Source organism: Mucilaginibacter polytrichastri (assembly GCF_001911425.1).
GTDB lineage: Bacteria > Bacteroidota > Bacteroidia > Sphingobacteriales > Sphingobacteriaceae > Mucilaginibacter > Mucilaginibacter polytrichastri.
Genome location: NZ_MPPL01000001.1, coordinates 3,719,280 through 3,736,050, shown reverse-complemented (window position 1 = coordinate 3,736,050; position 16,771 = coordinate 3,719,280). Strand labels below are relative to the sequence as shown.

General features: G+C 43.5%; 17 protein-coding genes and 1 tRNA gene. 12 read left to right on the top strand and 6 right to left on the bottom strand.

From position 1 onward, the window contains the following. The first annotated feature begins 359 nt into the window (after positions 1-359). A complete protein-coding gene (locus tag RG47T_RS15795) occupies positions 360-899 on the top strand; it encodes an AidA/PixA family protein (RefSeq protein ID WP_074490364.1) in 540 nt (179 codons plus the stop codon). A gap of 231 nt (positions 900-1,130) precedes the next feature. On the opposite strand, the gene atpC is transcribed toward RG47T_RS15795, so the two are convergent. Together atpC and atpD are read right to left on the bottom strand one after the other, a co-directional pair. Beyond that, positions 1,131-1,385 carry an ATP synthase F1 subunit epsilon gene (atpC, locus tag RG47T_RS15790; RefSeq protein WP_074490363.1) on the bottom strand — a complete coding sequence of 85 codons (255 nt, stop codon included), beginning with the start codon at positions 1,383-1,385 and terminating at the stop codon, positions 1,131-1,133. A gap of 77 nt (positions 1,386-1,462) precedes the next feature. Continuing rightward, the gene (gene atpD, locus RG47T_RS15785; RefSeq protein ID WP_074490362.1) at positions 1,463-2,968 is read right to left on the bottom strand and encodes a F0F1 ATP synthase subunit beta; all 1,506 of its coding nucleotides are present in this window, start codon (positions 2,966-2,968) and stop codon (positions 1,463-1,465) included. A 223-nt stretch (positions 2,969-3,191) separates the two neighbouring features. Here atpD and RG47T_RS15780 point away from each other — a divergent pair, with 223 nt between their 5' ends. Next, positions 3,192-4,415, top strand: a complete 1,224-nt coding sequence (locus RG47T_RS15780; RefSeq protein ID WP_074490361.1) for an OmpP1/FadL family transporter — start codon at positions 3,192-3,194, stop codon at positions 4,413-4,415. Positions 4,416-4,434: 19 nt separating this feature from the next. Then, positions 4,435-5,766 (top strand): SGNH/GDSL hydrolase family protein, encoded by a 1,332-nt coding sequence (locus RG47T_RS15775; protein WP_074490360.1) that lies wholly within the window; start codon positions 4,435-4,437, stop codon positions 5,764-5,766. Positions 5,767-5,919: 153 nt separating this feature from the next. On the opposite strand, the gene RG47T_RS26800 is transcribed toward RG47T_RS15775, so the two are convergent. Genes RG47T_RS26800 through RG47T_RS15765 form a run of 3 tightly spaced genes read right to left on the bottom strand, consistent with a single transcriptional unit; the run spans position 5,920 to position 8,119 of the window. Then, positions 5,920-6,141, bottom strand: coding sequence for a zinc-binding dehydrogenase (locus RG47T_RS26800; protein WP_253187533.1), 222 nt, complete (start codon positions 6,139-6,141; stop codon positions 5,920-5,922). Beyond that, positions 6,141-6,899, bottom strand: coding sequence for an NAD(P)H-quinone oxidoreductase (locus tag RG47T_RS15770; protein ID WP_253187532.1), 759 nt, complete (start codon positions 6,897-6,899; stop codon positions 6,141-6,143). Before RG47T_RS15770 ends, RG47T_RS26800 begins: the two co-directional genes overlap by 1 nt. Before the next feature lie 38 nt (positions 6,900-6,937). After that, a complete protein-coding gene (locus RG47T_RS15765; RefSeq protein ID WP_074490359.1) occupies positions 6,938-8,119 on the bottom strand; it encodes a carboxypeptidase-like regulatory domain-containing protein in 1,182 nt (393 codons plus the stop codon). Positions 8,120-8,206: 87 nt separating this feature from the next. On the opposite strand from RG47T_RS15765, the gene RG47T_RS15760 reads away from it, so the two are divergent. The 4 genes from RG47T_RS15760 to obgE all read left to right on the top strand — a co-directional run bounded on the left by RG47T_RS15760 (position 8,207) and on the right by obgE (position 10,714). Further along, entirely contained in the window at positions 8,207-8,668 is a 462-nt protein-coding gene (locus tag RG47T_RS15760) for a redoxin domain-containing protein (protein ID WP_074490358.1), read from the top strand. Positions 8,669-8,768: 100 nt separating this feature from the next. Further along, positions 8,769-8,842: transfer RNA gene (locus RG47T_RS15755), tRNA-Arg, on the top strand. Between the two features lie 64 nt (positions 8,843-8,906). After that, on the top strand, positions 8,907-9,479 hold the full coding sequence (locus tag RG47T_RS15750; protein WP_074490357.1) for an adenylate kinase: 573 nt from the start codon (positions 8,907-8,909) through the stop codon (positions 9,477-9,479). A 230-nt stretch (positions 9,480-9,709) separates the two neighbouring features. Beyond that, a complete protein-coding gene (gene obgE / locus RG47T_RS15745; protein ID WP_074490356.1) occupies positions 9,710-10,714 on the top strand; it encodes a GTPase ObgE in 1,005 nt (334 codons plus the stop codon). Here the strand turns inward: obgE and RG47T_RS15740 are convergent. Next, positions 10,711-12,282 carry a hypothetical protein gene (locus tag RG47T_RS15740; protein ID WP_074490355.1) on the bottom strand — a complete coding sequence of 524 codons (1,572 nt, stop codon included), beginning with the start codon at positions 12,280-12,282 and terminating at the stop codon, positions 10,711-10,713. The genes obgE and RG47T_RS15740 overlap by 4 nt on opposite strands. A 117-nt stretch (positions 12,283-12,399) precedes the next feature. Here RG47T_RS15740 and gap point away from each other — a divergent pair, with 117 nt between their 5' ends. The 5 genes from gap to RG47T_RS26795 all read left to right on the top strand — a co-directional run. Continuing rightward, positions 12,400-13,410, top strand: a complete 1,011-nt coding sequence (gene gap, locus RG47T_RS15735) for a type I glyceraldehyde-3-phosphate dehydrogenase (RefSeq protein WP_171972542.1) — start codon at positions 12,400-12,402, stop codon at positions 13,408-13,410. Positions 13,411-13,587: 177 nt separating this feature from the next. Next, positions 13,588-14,022: a GNAT family N-acetyltransferase gene (locus RG47T_RS15730; RefSeq protein ID WP_074490353.1), complete on the top strand. Its 435-nt coding sequence runs from the start codon at positions 13,588-13,590 to the stop codon at positions 14,020-14,022. A 162-nt stretch (positions 14,023-14,184) separates the two neighbouring features. After that, complete coding sequence (locus tag RG47T_RS15725) at positions 14,185-15,375, top strand: phosphoglycerate kinase (protein WP_074490352.1); 1,191 nt, start codon at positions 14,185-14,187, stop codon at positions 15,373-15,375. A gap of 162 nt (positions 15,376-15,537) precedes the next feature. Further along, positions 15,538-15,975, top strand: coding sequence for a GNAT family N-acetyltransferase (locus RG47T_RS15720; protein ID WP_074490351.1), 438 nt, complete (start codon positions 15,538-15,540; stop codon positions 15,973-15,975). Positions 15,976-16,068: 93 nt separating this feature from the next. Beyond that, positions 16,069-16,771, top strand: a 703-nt coding sequence (locus RG47T_RS26795; RefSeq protein WP_253187531.1) for a CocE/NonD family hydrolase, incomplete at its 3' end; no start/stop codon positions are given.

Genomic DNA, 16,771 nt, shown 5'->3' with positions numbered 1-16,771 from the left:
AGCATGCAATGTCATTAAGTTAAGCCTTCATGCTCTGTAGGAGCTACCCGTTTATAGCACTTGCCTAAACTATTAAATCTGCACAGGCATTGCAAATCCCTTTTTCTTCGATGAAGTAAAATTCATGTCTTTTTCTTGTCGGTAATAATATTCCTGAAGGGGGTAAATACTCAATCCATAAGTTAAGTATTTATACGCTGTTTACTTGTAGGGCTGCCCACTAGATTTGGTGTATCAAAAGCTTTTGAAAAACCGGTGGAGCAGAACCCACTTTAAAAAACGGTCTGCCCGTACAGATTTCTTAAAGCGGGGGCGTAATCCGAAAAGCCATATAAGTAGGAAGGCAAATAAATAAAAAAATGTCTATTATTAACATTCAAATTTTAGTTGATGCAGCAGCAATCGTTGCGAAAGCATTGCCTGCGGGTTCTGAAACTAACCCAACAGGCCTTGGTTCATGGAGTCAATCAGATGTTTATATCTCAATGACTACCCAAAGTGGCAATGTCAACAATAATGAAGGCCAGTCTGAACTTGAAGTAAACGCAAATTCGGGCGATACTATTGAATGGTCAATTAATACATTCGATAATAATGCGGATAATACAGTTTATCTGTATAACGGAACATTTAATTCGCAAACTCAAGGCATCCCAGCGTCACAGGCAATAAGCCCTTTGGTTTACCTTTCTGTAAAAGTAAATAATTATTTACCTCCAAGCGGCAATGTCACTGGTACCCCTACGCTGTATCAAAACCAGGTTGCTTTTGCCCAGGCCACTTTGTTACAGCCGGGTGTAGTTTTACAATATACGCTATCGTTTATTGTAATAAATAATACCACAGGCAGCATCGTGGGCTATTATTCATGGGATCCATTTATCAATGTTATTGGTTAGGCCACGGCCATTATCAGAATACCTAACTTATATCATTACGGCATAACTGCTCTTGTTTACAGAGTTGTTATGCCGTTTTTATTTGATGGTTTTACAGGGATAGGAAATGTAAAAGATCGATCTAAAGTATTAAATCCAAGGCTAGCGCTCAATACGGCAAACGGGATATAATTACCCACAAAAAAGCCCTTCGAAACTCGAAGGGCTTTTTATAAATATCAGTTTAACAGCTTAACGGTGGGTAATGCCTTCTGCAAGCACCATTACTTTGTTATCTAAAACTTCAACAACACCGCCGTGTATCAGGAAAACTTCCTGCTTGGCATTGTTGCCTGCACGAACAATCAGCTTACCATCTTCTAAAGTAGAGATGATAGGAGCGTGGTTGTTTAATATTTCAAATGATCCCAGTGTGCCGGGTACTGTAACCGAAGCTACTTCGCCTTCAAACACTTTTTTATCGGGAGTTAAGATTTCTAAAATCATATTTTGATGTGCAAATATGCTAATGTGCAAATGTGCAGATGATGATTTGCATATCTGCACATTTACTCATCTGCATATTAATTGTTTGCTTCTGCTAATAATTTTTTACCCTTTTCGATAGCATCTTCAATGCTGCCTACTAAGTTAAATGCAGCTTCCGGATACTCATCCACTTCGCCGTCCATAATCATGTTAAAGCCTTTAATGGTATCTTTAATGTCAACCAAAACGCCTTTTAAACCAGTGAACTGCTCTGCTACGTGGAATGGCTGAGATAAGAAACGTTGCACACGGCGAGCGCGTGATACAGTTAACCTATCTTCTTCAGAAAGCTCATCCATACCTAAAATGGCGATGATATCCTGTAATTCTTTATAGCGTTGTAAAGTTTCTTTTACGCGTTGTGCAGTATTGTAATGCTCATCACCTAATACAGCAGCGCTAAGGATACGTGAAGTTGAATCCAATGGATCAACCGCAGGATAGATACCTAGCTCGGCAATTTTACGTGATAATACGGTAGTAGCATCTAAGTGGGCGAAGGTTGTAGCCGGCGCAGGGTCAGTTAAATCATCAGCAGGTACGTAAACCGCTTGTACCGAAGTGATTGAACCACGTTTTGTAGAAGTGATACGCTCTTGCATCATACCCATCTCAGTAGCCAACGTTGGTTGGTAACCTACCGCTGATGGCATACGGCCTAATAACGCTGATACCTCAGAACCTGCCTGGGTGAAGCGGAAGATGTTATCGATAAAGAACAGGATATCGCGGCCTTTGCCTTCACCATCACCATCGCGGAAATACTCGGCAATGGTTAAACCTGATAAAGCTACGCGGGCACGGGCACCAGGAGGCTCGTTCATTTGACCGAACACAAATGTTGCTTTTGAATCTTTTAATACTTCTTTATCTACTTTAGACAGATCCCATCCGCCTTTTTCCATCGAGTGTAAAAATTCTTCACCATAAGTGATAATGCCAGACTCGATCATCTCGCGCAGTAAGTCGTTACCTTCACGGGTACGCTCACCTACACCTGCAAACACTGATAAACCAGAATATGCTTTCGCGATGTTGTTGATCAATTCCTGGATTAATACGGTTTTACCAACACCGGCACCACCAAACAATCCAATTTTACCACCTTTAGCATAAGGCTCTAATAAGTCGATAACCTTAATACCGGTAAACAGTACTTCGGTTTCTGTTGATAGATCTTCAAAGCGTGGCGGCTGGTTGTGGATAGGACGACCGTTAGTTCTGTCTAAGTCTTCGATACCGTCAATTGCTTGACCAACCACGTTAAATACGCGGCCTTTGATATCCTCGCCTATCGGCATTTTGATCGGCGATCCCAGATCGGTAACCGGCATTCCGCGCAGTAGTCCGTCAGTCGAGTCCATTGCTATGGCACGCACGCGGTCTTCACCTAAGTGCTGCTGTACTTCTAAAACAACTTTCTGACCATTGGCCCTGGTAATTTCCAGTGCATTGTAAATCCTTGGCAGATGAGCATCATCGCTAAAGCTTACGTCAACTACCGGACCGATGATCTGTGATATTTTTCCAATGTTTGGCATATATAACCTGGTATTTAAAAAAAGTATTGTACTTACTGAGTATATATTATTAATACATAATATTTCAGAGGCGCAAAGTTAAGGTTTGTAACCGATTTTTTAAATACTTATATTAAAGTTTTTTAGGTAAAAAAAATTAACATATTGTTAAGCCCTTTTTAGGCTATTTATCTATGTTTGCAGACCAATTTTATTGTTTTTTTAGATAAACCTAGGTTTAATTATGAGAAAAATTTTACTTTTTTTGCTGGCATTGCTGCCTGCACTTTCATTTGCGCAAGGCTTCCAGGTCAATTTAGAGGGCCAGAAACAGATCGGTATGGGGCATACCGGCACGGGTTTATTACAAGATGGTGCCTCTGTATTTTTCAATCCGGGGGCCATGGCCATGCTGCCCCAAAACTACATCCAGGGTGGGATAAGCCCGTTAATTTTCAAATCGGTATTTAATCCCTCGGGCAGCAACGATCAGTTTTACACCAAAAACAAAATTGCAACACCTTTTAGCTTTTACGCGGTATGGGGCCCTAAAAGCAACTGGTGGAAATTTGGCGTGGGTGTATATACACCCTTTGGTGGTTTAACCGACTGGGGCAACCAGTGGCAGGGAAAGTACGCGCTGGAAAGCCTTAACCTGAAAGCCATTTACATCCAACCTACCTTAAGTATCAAGCTGGCCGACTTTGTAAGCATTGGCGGTGGTTTTGTGTACAACATAGGCAGCGTGGATTTAACCAGGGCCATCCCGGTATCTGACGCCAATGGCAACGACGGCCAGGCCCGCCTGAAAGGCACCGGCCATGGCTATGGCTGGAATGCAGGTGTCTTTTTCAAAACAGAATCGGGTATAACGGTTGGTATCGATTACCGCTCTAAGGTGAATACCACTATTAAAAATGGCAACGCCATTTTTGGTGTAGCACCTTCCCTGGCAGCAAATTTCCCGCAGCCAAATACTTTTACAGCTAGTATCCCGCTGCCGTCAACAACCTCTTTAGGCTTTGGTTTTTATCCTTCGAAAAGATGGACACTGGCAGCCGATGTAAATTATGTGCACTGGAGTGTATATAAAGTATTGGCGTTTGATTATGCGCAGAATACTGCAACCTTACAGGATACCTACTCGCCCCGTAATTATAAGGATGCGGTAAGTTTAAGAGGCGGTGCGCAATATGCCGCTTCTGATAAGCTGTTTTTACGTGCCGGTGGTGGTTATGCCACAACCGCCGTTTTAGATGGTTATGTAACACCCGAAGCACCGGATGCTAACCGTTATTATTTTACCGGTGGCCTGGGCTATAAACTGGCCAGTCGTTTAGATCTGGATGTATCATTCGAGTATGAGAAACTCCTGTCGCGTACCCAAACCAATATCGAATCGCAACTATCGGGTACGTTTAAAACACATGTTTATATCCCCGGCGTATCATTAGCTTATCATTGGTAAACCCTTATTATTTAATTAGATGAAAAACTTTAAACTATACTTATATATACTGCTGCTTACCGGCCTTTATGCCTGTAAACCCAGCGTACAAACGCCGGCGCCAAGCCACGGCTCGGCCGATTTCTCGAGATATATTTCGGTAGGTAACTCGCTAACGGCAGGTTATGCCGATGGCGGCCTGTACCTGGAAGGGCAGCAAAACTCTTACCCATCTATCATTGCCAAACAAATGGCATCGGTAGGTGGCGGTAGCTTCACCCAGCCTTTGTTTGCAGATGCCCAGGCTAACGGCTCGGGTTATTTACAATTAACCGGCTTTACCGCCACCGGCTCGCCGATCACGGCATCGGTAACCACCAATTTAGCGGTAACCGGGCAAACGGCTATCCCCGGCTTTGGTAATGTAATTACGTATGCCAAATACACAGGTACCGATTTAAACAACTATGGTGTACCGGGTATTAAACTACTACACGTAACCTTAGCCAGCTATGGCAACCTCAACGGTTTTTACGAAAGACTGCTTACCGGAGCCGAAGGCACCCACAATACCGCATACCTGGATTTCATCACAGCCAAGCCTTTTACTTTTTTCTCAAACTGGCTGGGTAATAATGATGCGCTGGGTTATGCCACCTCGGGTGGTGCAGGCGATTTACTGACGGATAAAGGCACTTTCGCTACCCTGTACAGTACCGTAATGACCAGGCTGACTGCCAGCGGACAGAAAGGCGTGGTGGCTACCATCCCCGATGTAACGTCGATTCCATACTTTAATACGGTAACTGTGGCTGCCATCCTTGCCGGTGTGCAAAAAGCCAACCCAGCGGTGCAGGCCTTGTTTATCAATGCCAAAAGCGATGCCACGGCAGCAGGCACTACCTATGCCGCCAGGCCGGCTACTGCAAACGACCTGATCGTGTTAACCTTCCCGACAGCAAAGATCGGTACACTGGTATCTACCCCTGCAGGTATGCTGCCTTATGGCTTAACCCCGTACAGCCCGATAGAGAACCAGTATGTACTGGATGCGAATGAAGTAGCCTTAACAAAAGATTATGTAATTGCTTACAACAATACCATTAAATCGGTAGCGGCATCAAAAAACATAGCGGTGAATGATATGTACACCTTTTTAAACAATTTAAAGGCGCATGGTTTGGTGGTAGACGGGGTGAGCCTGAGCTCGGCCTACATCAGCGGCGGCATTTTCTCGCTGGATGGCGTCCACTTAACGCCAAGAGGTTATTCTGTAGTGGCTAATGAGTTTATCAAAGCCATCAATACCCAATATGGTTCTAACATCCCATTGGCCAATGTGGCTAATTACAGGGGCGTTAAGTTTCCGTAGTTTTTAATTCATGGATTATAGCTGATAGTTCATAGTAGCTCAATGGCTCAAATACTATAAAAACAAAAGACCTGCAAGTTAATAACTTGCAGGTCTTTTGTTTTTATGTCAAATAGGCGGTTCCTGCTATGATCTATGAACCATCAACTATGATTAAAAGCTCAACACAATCTTTCCCTTATGCGAGCCTTCTTCCATCAGTTCGTGTGCCTGGGCAGCCTGGCTTGCCGGGAATACTTCATAGATAACCGGCCTAATCTGGTTAGATATTAACAACGGCCACACATGCTCCTCCAGGCTTTTGGCTATAGCTGCTTTAAATGCTGCTTCGCGGCTGCGGAGCATAGAGCCTGTGATGAATAACCGCTTACGCATTACCAGCGCAGATCAACCTGAACGTCTTTGCCTTCCATAGCATTAATCATCACTAAGTGGCCTTCATCTGCCAATGATAGCAGGTTGTCGGGCGTGTAATTGCCGCCTATCATGTCCAGTATCACGTTTACGCCTTTACCTTCAGTCAGCTTTTTAATTTCGTCCTTAAAGTTTTGTGTTTTATAATTGATTGCTTTATCGGCACCTAAGTGCTCACAAAAGGCGCATTTATCATCAGAGCCGGCAGTTGCGTAAACGATACTGCCCATGGCTTTAGCTGTCTGGATAGCCGCAACACCAATACCGCTGCTGCCGCCATGTACTAGTAGGCTTTGGCCAGGCTTCAGTTGTCCGCGGTCGAATACATTACTCCATACGGTGAAGAAAGTTTCTGGTAGTGATGCTGCCTCCATCATGGTTAAATTATCAGGTACGGGGAGGCATTGGCCTTCGGGGGCTATACAATATTCGGCGTAACCACCGCCGCTAATGAGAGCGCAAACTTTGTCGCCAATCTGCCATCGGGTAACGTTGGGTCCAAGTTCTTCGATAGTGCCAGCAACCTCTAATCCCGGTATATCCTGTGGGGCGTTAGCAGGTGGCGGGTAATTACCTTTTCGTTGAAAAACATCGGGCCGGTTAATGCCTGCCGCCGAAACTTTAATCAATACTTCGTTGGCTGCAGGTTTGGGTTGTGGCCGTTCTTGTATTTGCAATACATCCGGCGCGCCGGGTTTGGTAATTACTACTGCTTTCATGGTTAGGATAACCTTTGCTATGCTGATACTGTTTGCTGCTATTGCTTATCAATATTACCCTTCACCTTTTTTAGCTGCTCCAGTTGGGCAACAGCAGCATCTTCGGTGTTGGTGCGTTTAATAACCGGATTATTTTTCCAGTATTCGGCATCGTAGGCAATGCTTTTGAATTTATCTTCCTCCTTTTGTAACTTACTAATAGTTACATCTTCCAACCCTGCTTTATTTGCCGGGTTCGGATAATCAATGGCAAAGATCTGCCCGGTATAAGTGAGTTGTTTAAGGCCCACAAAACCGGCTTTCAAGGTAGATTTTAAGGTGAAGTTAGAATAATCGAGCACCATATTGCTGTCGGCATCCATTTTATATTGCGTTACAATTCTTACCTCTTTCACCTTTAGGCTAAATGGCCCGCTGGCCGACATGATAAAATGATGTATTGTGCCATCCGTTTTTAATATGGCGTAGTTATCAGTGTCAATATAATAGTCGCCTACAAAAGCAGCATGCGGATAATCTTCGTCTTTTAGTTCGCATTTGATAACCGCTACCTCGTGGCCGTTGGCCTTAAAAGTTTCTTTGATACTAAACTTGTACAACGAATCTGGCTTGTGAAATATGGGCGATGCAATGAGGCTGTTACCCATATAGCCACTGCTCAGCATGCTAAACAAGGCCAAATTGTTATAGCTAACGCTATTATCGTTTTGCAGGTAACGGCTATTGGTAATGGTGTATTTAGTCAGCCCCCAGCTTTGCCATTGGGCGTTTAAGAAACTTTCGGCAATAAAGGTAGGCTTGTCGCCCTCCAGCGTAAACCTCCGTAAAAATACTTTTGGGAAATACTCGTTATGTGCAGTTTTGCCGGCTCTGGCTACGGCCGAACGCATAATGGCTAGTGCAGGGTTGCCAACCGTAACTTCGGGCAACTGGATGGTTTGGGGTTTTAACGATATTACTAATAATTGCCCCGAACTAACTGCAATCTCTTTAAGTTCGTAACTTAAATGGCTGATAACTAATGTTGCGGGTAATGAGGTGCTAATTGAAAATTCGCCTTGTTCATTTGTAACAGTACCTATATTTGAACCTTTAACCGCGATAGATACAAAAGCTATGGGTTCGTTTGTGTTGGCATCTTTTACAGAACCGCTTATTTGCTGGGCCTGGGCATTGGTGATTAAACAGGTAAAGAGTAGGAATGCAATGACGTGTTTCATGAAGGTGGGGCTTTTTGTAAAAATAAATACATTAAGGTAACACGCAATTGTTGGGAGATATTTATTTTTACCGCAAAACCAATAAATATGTCATTACAAATCGGCCAGCCGGCCCCACAGTTTACATTATACTCTACCGAGGTTAAAGAGGTATCACTAGCTGATTTTAAAGGAAAGAAAGTAGTGATCCACTTTTTTCCCTTAGCTTTTACAGGTGTTTGTACTACGCAACTTTGCACCATGCGCGATAGCTTTGGTTATTATGACGGCTTAAATGCACAGATCTTAGGTATTTCTGTCGACTCGCCTTTTACTTTGGCTAAGTTTAAAGAAGAAAATAACTACCAGTTTCCATTGCTTTCTGATTTTAATAAAGAAGTATCTGCTGCTTACGAAGCCTTATACCAGGAGTTTGCCTTCGGTTTAAAGGGCGTTTCTAAGCGTGCCGCCTTTGTTTTGGATGAAGAACAGAACGTGATTTATGCAGAAGTATTAGAGAATGCAGGTGACTTGCCTGACTTTGAGGCTATTGCAGAAAAGGTTAAATAATTTTTAATTTTTTTAGGAGATATTGAAAAGGATTTCTATTTTTGCATTCCGTTTCGGAGACGCAATTAGTAATAACGAAATCTCTGAATAAATATCGTTTGGACCTGTAGCTTAATTGGATAGAGCACCTGACTACGGATCAGGAGGTTAGGGGTTCGACTCCCTTCAGGTCCACTTTTAAAATTAAGCCTTTCTGTATTTTTTGTACTGAAAGGCTTTTTAAATTTAAAATCAAAGCATGCTGAATTTAGTACTGTTTGGTCCTCCCGGAGCCGGGAAGGGTACACAATCTCAAAACATTATTGAAAAGTTCGGGCTGATACACCTTTCAACCGGTGATTTGCTGCGGAGCGAAATTGCAAATGGTACCGAACTTGGCCTCGAAGCTAAGAAACTGATGGACGATGGTTTATTAGTGCCCGATGCTGTTGTAATTGGTATGATCAGTAATAAACTGGATAGCAATAAAGATGCTAAAGGATTCATTTTTGATGGTTTCCCGCGTACGGTTGCACAAGCCGAAGCATTGGATAGCCTGTTAGCAAGTAAAGATTCGCAAATTGACGGTATGGTTGCACTGGAGGTTGATGCCGAAGAATTGAAGCAAAGATTATTATTGAGAGGAAAAGAATCTGGCCGCCCGGATGATGCAAACCCTGAAGTGATTGCCAAACGTATTAAAGAATATAACGATAAAACTGCCCCGGTGGCCGAGTTTTATAAAGCACAAAATAAATTCACCAGCATTAATGGTATCGGCTCTATCAATGAGATCTTTGATTCTATTCATGAGGTGATACAAGGTTTTTAATTTTTAAGTCTGGAAGTCGGGAAAGTCAGCAAAGACCGAAAGACGAAGGATTTATTGACTGAAACACATTATCGTATAACATTAACCAAGAAGTTCCGGAAAATCCGCTAGTTGGAGATTTCGGAACTTTGTATATTTTAAACACTTTCGGACTTTCCGTCTTTTCGGACTTTCCGGCTATAAAAATAAGCTTTCGGACTTACGGTCTTTCCGACTTCCGGACTAACATTATGTCTCAAGGTTCAAATTTTGTTGATTACGTAAAAATATGCTGTCGTTCGGGGCATGGTGGGGCTGGGTCTTCGCACTTGCACCGCGATATTTTAACAGCAAAAGGCGGCCCTGATGGTGGTGATGGAGGCCGTGGCGGGCATGTTATAGTAAAAGGCAATGCCCAGTTGTGGACTATGCTGCACCTTAAGTTTCGTAAGCACGTAATTGCAGGTGATGGTGGTGCGGGTGGCAGCTCATTAAAATCTGGCAAAACCGGCAGGGATGAAATACTGGAAGTACCACTGGGTACTATTGCCCGTGATTCTGAAACCGGTGAGGTTGTTTTTGAGATAACGCAAGACGGTGAAACTAAAATATTAACCGATGGTGGCCGGGGCGGTTTAGGCAACTGGCACTTTAAATCATCAACCAACCAAACCCCGCGCTTTGCCCAACCCGGTGAAGAAGGCAAAGAGGTTTGGAACGTACTCGAACTTAAATTACTGGCCGATGTGGGTTTAGTGGGTTTCCCAAATGCGGGTAAATCAACCCTACTTTCTGTAGTGTCTGCAGCCAAGCCGGAGATTGCCGACTATGCCTTTACCACACTGGTACCTAACCTGGGCATTGTGGCTTACCGCGATAACAAATCTTTTGTAATGGCCGATATTCCGGGTATTATTGAAGGTGCATCTAAGGGTAAGGGTTTAGGTTTCCGTTTTCTGCGCCATATCGAGCGTAACTCCGTATTGCTGTTTATGATCCCTGCGGATACCAACCGTACCTTGAAACAAGAGTACGACATTTTGCTGAATGAGTTGGAAGAATACAACCCCGAGCTGATCCATAAGCCAAGGGTGCTGGCAGTTACTAAATCAGATTTATTAGACGACGAACTATTGGCCGAAATGAAACTGGAACTGCCTGCTGATATCCCGGCTACATTTATATCGTCCGTTGCACAAAAAGGCCTTTTAGAATTAAAAGACCTGCTTTGGAAGGAAATTAACCGCCCGGTTTAATCGGCAGAGTACATTACGTAATCTAAACTTAGCTGGGTTAGTTTAAAGCCCTTATAATCTTCAAATGATTTTAAGATCATAGCTGCCTTAGCACCTTTGTAATTAGAAGGCAGGAAAATATGTAAAGGCCCCGAGTGGCCGCAATGCTGGTAATCTTCATAATTGATCTTCATGGTCTGGTCAATAGGGTCGAGAGTTATGAAGCGGTTGTTGCGAACTTCCAAGGCCAGATCCGGACTAAGGAAAACAAATACGGCATTTGTATGTGAGTTATCTAATTTGGTTACTTCGTTAATGCCGGCCTGATCTAAGAATTGTTGAGTAATGCCCGAAGTACCATGCGAACCCTGATCCCTGTTTGTAATGTAGCCATTAATAACGTATTGCAGGCTGGCATAAGTAATACCCATCCATACCAGTGCAAACATTACTCTATAGCCTACCTGTAGCCGGCTTACAAGGTATACAGCCCCAGGTATAAATACCAGCCCCACCATTCTGAAATGCCGGCCCTCGTAGGATATAGCCAGCTGGCGCAAAAAGGCCATGCCGAAAAACAGCACACTTACAATATAAACCACACTAAGCACCAACTTGTATTCGGTATAGGGTACTGTTTTAAGAATGCGTATCACAATAAATACGGTGGCGATAGCGAGTGCAACTATAATAAATACGCTTATCGCATAGCTAAACATGGGGCCATCCGGGTGATATAATAAACCGTGGGTAAGGTCATCAACAGAAAAACCGGATAACAGCGGGGAGGCCAGCGGAAAGCCAAAGGTTTCCCAAAGTAATTTTAACCCGTTACCACCCGATGTAGGGTTATAGCCCCTGGATAGGTAAGTGACGTAAATACCCGCAAAAGAAGCCACTGCCGGTACGCCAATCCATAACCCATTAACAATCCATTTGCCTAAAATAGTGTGGGTACGCGATACCCTTATCCAGATGATGCACAAACCTGCTGCATAAAACCACATAAATGATGATTTGCAGATAAAGCCTATCCAGCCCGAAAGCAGGATGAAGAGAATGAGCCGCCAGTCTTTAACCCGGTTGAATGACAAACAGCAGTATAAGAACCATCCGCCGAAGGCGAAAAGCAATACTTCGCCGCCATTGTAAAATACAAAAGGTACCACATAAAACATCTGGCAGGCCATAAATGCAATACTGATAGCCGATATGTTGGCTGAAAAACCAGCCTTTTTAAAAAACTGGTAAAAGCCGAATAAACCTACTATTTCGCAAGTTAATATGGTTAGCGCACAGGCCTGGCCCACATTTACATGGAAAATATTGATAAAGAAATAAGGTGCCAAGTACTGCCCCGGTGACCACCAGCTTAAAAACTCGCTATAGTTGTGGGCGATATTGCCCTGATCTGGTATGATTTTCATATTAAAACCCCCGCCATGCTGCATAGAACGCATCACCTGGAAACCCCAGCTTGGGTCCGGGAAAATAGCCATAGGATGCCTGAAAATAGCATACCCTGCAATGGCTGTAAGAACAATAAGTAGTATAAATATAATTTTAGGAAGCTGTTTAGGAAACGCCATTAAAACTGTTTTAATAAATAGATGGAGCAAATTTAATATAAATATTTAATGTAAGTTTTGGATGACAAGCTACCCCCGCTTTTTAGTTAATTTTGCAGCCGCTAATACAACAGGGTGATGAGGATTGCAATAAACGGATTTGGCCGTATAGGCCGTATATTTTTACGTAACATCATAAGCCAGCCTAACATAACCGTGGTGGCTATAAACGATATAACCGATACGGCTACGCTGGCGCATTTGTTTAAATATGATTCTGTACACCGTGGCTTTAAGGGTACGGTGAAAGCGGATGCGGATAATCTGTATATAAACGACCTGAAAATAAAAGTACTGGCCGAGCGCGACCCTGCCCAACTGCCGTGGAAAGAACTGGGTATTGACCTGGTAATTGAATCAACCGGTAAGTTTGCTACGCATGCCGGTGGCCAAATGCACCTGGCTGCAGGTGCCAAACAAGTTATCCTATCGGCCCCGGCAGATAAAGGCGTACCCACCATTGTATTGGGTGTTAATGATGAAAAGATTGACCTGCATGCATCCATATTATCCAATGCCTCCTGCACCACCAATAACGTAGCCGCAATGGTTAAGGTGCTGGATGATAACTGGGGAGTAAAAGAAGGTTACATTACCACTATACACTCCATGACGGGCGACCAAAACCTGCACGATGCCCCGCATAAAGACCTGCGCCGCGCACGTGCAGCATCGGCTTCAATTATCCCAACTTCAACAGGTGCGGCAAAGGCTATTACCTCAATATTTCCGCATTTAGATGGTATGCTGGGTGGGGCCGGTATCCGCGTGCCTGTATTGAATGGTTCGCTCACCGATTTTACCTGCGAATTGAATAATCCTGCTACCGTGTCTGAAATCAATGCCGCCTTTAAAGCAGCTGCAGATGGCCCGATGAAAGATATTTTAGAATATACTGAAGACCCGATAGTTTCCACAGATATTCTGGATAACCCGCATAGTTGTATCTTCGATTCATTGTTAACCTCGGTTGTTGGCGGTTTAACCAAGGTTGTTGGCTGGTACGATAACGAAATGGGGTACTCGAGCCGCTTGGCAGATCTGGTGCTGATGATTGAGAAAGAATCAAGAACCAGGAGAAAAGAATAAAGAACCGTAGAGGCACAATACTTTGTGTCTCGTTTGTATATTTCAAATCCCGTACAGAGACACAAGGTATTGTGCCTCTGCGGAGAATTAATTAACAAGAGACACAAAATATTGTGTCTCTACAATAGAAAACATTAAAACTCCCTCTCCCCCGGAGAGGGTTGTGGTGAGGATTTTATGATAAAATTTATTTCTGCTGATGACGTGCTGCCGCTTCGCAATACTATTTTGCGCGAAGGACGGCTTACTTTAGATGAATGCCGCTTTAAAGGCGACGATGGTGAAAGTGCTTTTCACCTGGGCTATTACGCCGGTGATGAACTGGTTTGTGTAGCATCATTTCACTTACAGCAACATCCTGAATTTGAAGGAGCAGGCTACCAGCTACGCGGCATGGCTACAGCAGCAACATACCAGGGCAAAGGGATAGGCAATCAACTGGTTAACTTTGCCATTGTATATATGCGTGGCCAAAAGGTTAATTATGTATGGTGCAACGCCCGTAAAGTGGCAGCTAAATTTTATGCCAGCCTGGGGTTCGAAATTATTTCTGAAGAATTTGACATCCCCGGTATCGGCCCGCATTATGTGATGTATTTGAAAATACAGTAAAGCATCCTGTTAACAATTCCCTACCCACGGGAGGGGTGCGGTGGATTGTGAAATGGGAGGGAGGGGTTTCTGTATCAACCACACACCTTTTTCAATTAAACATTCGGTTTTCAGAATTAATTTATCAGATTTGGAACCGTTTACGTACCGACAATAATCAACATGAAAACAATAGACCAAGTTAATTTCTCAGGTAAAAAAGCCCTTATCCGGGTAGACTTCAACGTTCCGCTTGATAAAGACTATAACATTACCGACGATAACCGCATTACGGGTGCTTTGCCAACTATTCAAAAAATTTTGAAAGAAGGTGGAGCTGTGATCCTGATGTCGCATTTGGGTCGCCCGAAAGATGGTCCGACTGAAAAATATTCATTAAAACATGTGGTTAAGCACTTATCTGACCTGTTGGGCCAGCAAGTAGAGTTTGCTGATGACTGTATTGGCGAACAAGCTGTAGAAAAAGCAAAAGACCTTAAAGCAGGCGAAGTTTTATTGCTGGAGAATCTTCGTTTCTACAAAGAAGAAGAAAAAGGCGATAAAGATTTTGCAGAAAAGCTTTCGAAGCTAGGTGATGTATATGTGAACGATGCCTTTGGTACAGCTCACCGTGCGCACGCTTCTACAGCGATAATTGCACAGTTTTTCCCTAACGCAAAATACTTTGGTTATTTAATGGCCGGCGAATTAGCTAATGCCGAGAAAATCCTTAACCATGCCGAGAGACCATTCACCGCTATTATGGGTGGTGCCAAAGTTTCAGACAAAATTGAGCTGATCGAGAAACTTTTAGAGAAGGTTGATAACCTGATCATCGGTGGTGGTATGGCTTACACTTTTGCTAAAGCACAAGGTGGTACTATCGGTAACTCATTATTAGAAGCCGATAAGCAAGAATTAGCACTAAGCCTTTTGGAAAAAGCAAAGGCAAAAGGTGTTAATATCATTTTGCCTACAGATACCATTATTGCAGATGACTTCTCTAACGATGCTAAAACTGGTGTTGCCCCAACCAAAGCTATCCCCGACGGATGGCAAGGTCTGGACATCGGCCCTGAAACTGTTAAAGCTTTCAGCAAGGTGATCGAAGAATCAAAAACCCTATTATGGAATGGCCCGATGGGTGTGTTCGAAATGGAATCATTTGATAAAGGAACCAAAGCAGTTGCCGAAGCAGTAGTGCGTGCAACTCAAAACGGTGCTTTCTCGCTGATTGGTGGTGGCGATTCTGCAGCAGCAGTTGCTAAATTTGGCTTGAGCAATGATGTAAGCTATGTATCAACAGGCGGTGGCGCATTGTTAGAGTACATGGAAGGTAAAGAACTGCCAGGCGTAAAAGCAATCAACGAATAATTTTATTTTTCTTATATGTGGAAAGGCTTCGAGTGATCGGGGCCTTTCTTGTTTAGAATCTTCGCCATACAGTCGCTCGTCCCTTGCCGAGTGACTGCGGAAGCAGTTATTTAATTGTATAGCTCACTAACTAAACCCATTCGGGGTTGTTAACAATTCAGTATGACTATTGCAACGAATCTCCATATCCGCAAATTCACTGAAGCTGATCGTGATGCTTTGAAACGTATCTACCTCGAAACGCGTTCTGTTACATTTTACTGGATGCGGAAATCGAAGTTTGAGCTAAATGATTTTGACGAGGATACCAAAGGCGAAGCAATTTGGGTGGCAGAAGTAGGCGGAATAGTTGCCGGTTTTATGGCATTATGGATGCCAGGTAACTTTGTACACCATTTATACCTCGACAAGCTTTACCACCGCAAAGGTATCGGCAAAGCTTTGCTTAATAAAGCTTCAGAGGTATGCCGGGTACCCTTAACCTTGAAATGCCTTATCCGCAATAAGCAAGCTTTTAACTTTTATATATCACTAGGCTGGCGAATCAGAGCCAACGAAATAGATGATCTGGGGAGATACTTTTTATTAAGCCAGGTTTAATTTCATTCTTGCGCGTGCTTAAAACTTTCGGGCGATTGTATCGCCACACATCTTCCTCCTTTTTTATTACTTTAGTTCTAAATAAAAAACGCAATGCGCATATTCCTATCCCTTGTTATCCTGCTTACGGGTTTCTCGGTTTTTGCTCAACAACAAGCACCGCCCGACGCCGCTTACATTAAAGATAATTACACCAAGTATGAGTACCAGATACCCATGCGCGATGGTAAGAAACTGTTTACCTCGGTTTACGTACCCAAAGATTCGAGCAAGAAATATCCGATTATGATGGACCGTACCTGCTACAGTGTTGCGCCCTACGGACCGGATAAATATAAAGGCAGCCTTGGCCCATCGTCGCAGTTTGTTCATGACGGCTATATTTTTGTTTATCAGGACGTGCGCGGGCGTTGGATGAGCGAGGGTATCTACGAGGAAATGACTCCCGAACTGGAAGTGCACAAAACCAACAAAGATGTTGACGAGGGAACGGATACTTACGATACCATCGACTGGCTAATTAAAAACTTACCGAACAACAACGGTAAAGTAGGGGTATGGGGAATTTCTTATCCTGGCTTTTATACCACAACGGCATTACTGAGCCGCCATCCTGCCTTAGTAGCTGCATCACCTCAAGCTCCAATTGCAGATTTATGGCGCGATGATGGCTGGCACAACGGCGCATTCTTTTTAGTGGCTAACTTTGGATTTTATCCGGGCTTCACTAATCGCCAGGACGATAAGCCGACGCAACGCCGTGCGAAAGGTTTTGATGCCGGTACCGAAGATGGGT

Coding starts and splice junctions, on each gene's coding strand:
- gap (WP_171972542.1), top strand. CDS start 12,400: ATGAGGATTGCAATAAACGGATTTGGCCGTATAGGCCGTATATTTTTA.
- atpD (WP_074490362.1), bottom strand. CDS start 2,968: ATGCCAAACATTGGAAAAATATCACAGATCATCGGTCCGGTAGTTGAC.
- atpC (WP_074490363.1), bottom strand. CDS start 1,385: ATGATTTTAGAAATCTTAACTCCCGATAAAAAAGTGTTTGAAGGCGAA.
- obgE (WP_074490356.1), top strand. CDS start 9,710: ATGTCTCAAGGTTCAAATTTTGTTGATTACGTAAAAATATGCTGTCGT.
- RG47T_RS15775 (WP_074490360.1), top strand. CDS start 4,435: ATGAAAAACTTTAAACTATACTTATATATACTGCTGCTTACCGGCCTT.
- RG47T_RS15770 (WP_253187532.1), bottom strand. CDS start 6,899: ATGAAAGCAGTAGTAATTACCAAACCCGGCGCGCCGGATGTATTGCAA.
- RG47T_RS15725 (WP_074490352.1), top strand. CDS start 14,185: ATGAAAACAATAGACCAAGTTAATTTCTCAGGTAAAAAAGCCCTTATC.
- RG47T_RS15750 (WP_074490357.1), top strand. CDS start 8,907: ATGCTGAATTTAGTACTGTTTGGTCCTCCCGGAGCCGGGAAGGGTACA.
- RG47T_RS26800 (WP_253187533.1), bottom strand. CDS start 6,141: ATGCGTAAGCGGTTATTCATCACAGGCTCTATGCTCCGCAGCCGCGAA.
- RG47T_RS15765 (WP_074490359.1), bottom strand. CDS start 8,119: ATGAAACACGTCATTGCATTCCTACTCTTTACCTGTTTAATCACCAAT.
- RG47T_RS15720 (WP_074490351.1), top strand. CDS start 15,538: ATGACTATTGCAACGAATCTCCATATCCGCAAATTCACTGAAGCTGAT.
- RG47T_RS15795 (WP_074490364.1), top strand. CDS start 360: ATGTCTATTATTAACATTCAAATTTTAGTTGATGCAGCAGCAATCGTT.
- RG47T_RS15730 (WP_074490353.1), top strand. CDS start 13,588: ATGATAAAATTTATTTCTGCTGATGACGTGCTGCCGCTTCGCAATACT.
- RG47T_RS15780 (WP_074490361.1), top strand. CDS start 3,192: ATGAGAAAAATTTTACTTTTTTTGCTGGCATTGCTGCCTGCACTTTCA.
- RG47T_RS15740 (WP_074490355.1), bottom strand. CDS start 12,282: ATGGCGTTTCCTAAACAGCTTCCTAAAATTATATTTATACTACTTATT.
- RG47T_RS15760 (WP_074490358.1), top strand. CDS start 8,207: ATGTCATTACAAATCGGCCAGCCGGCCCCACAGTTTACATTATACTCT.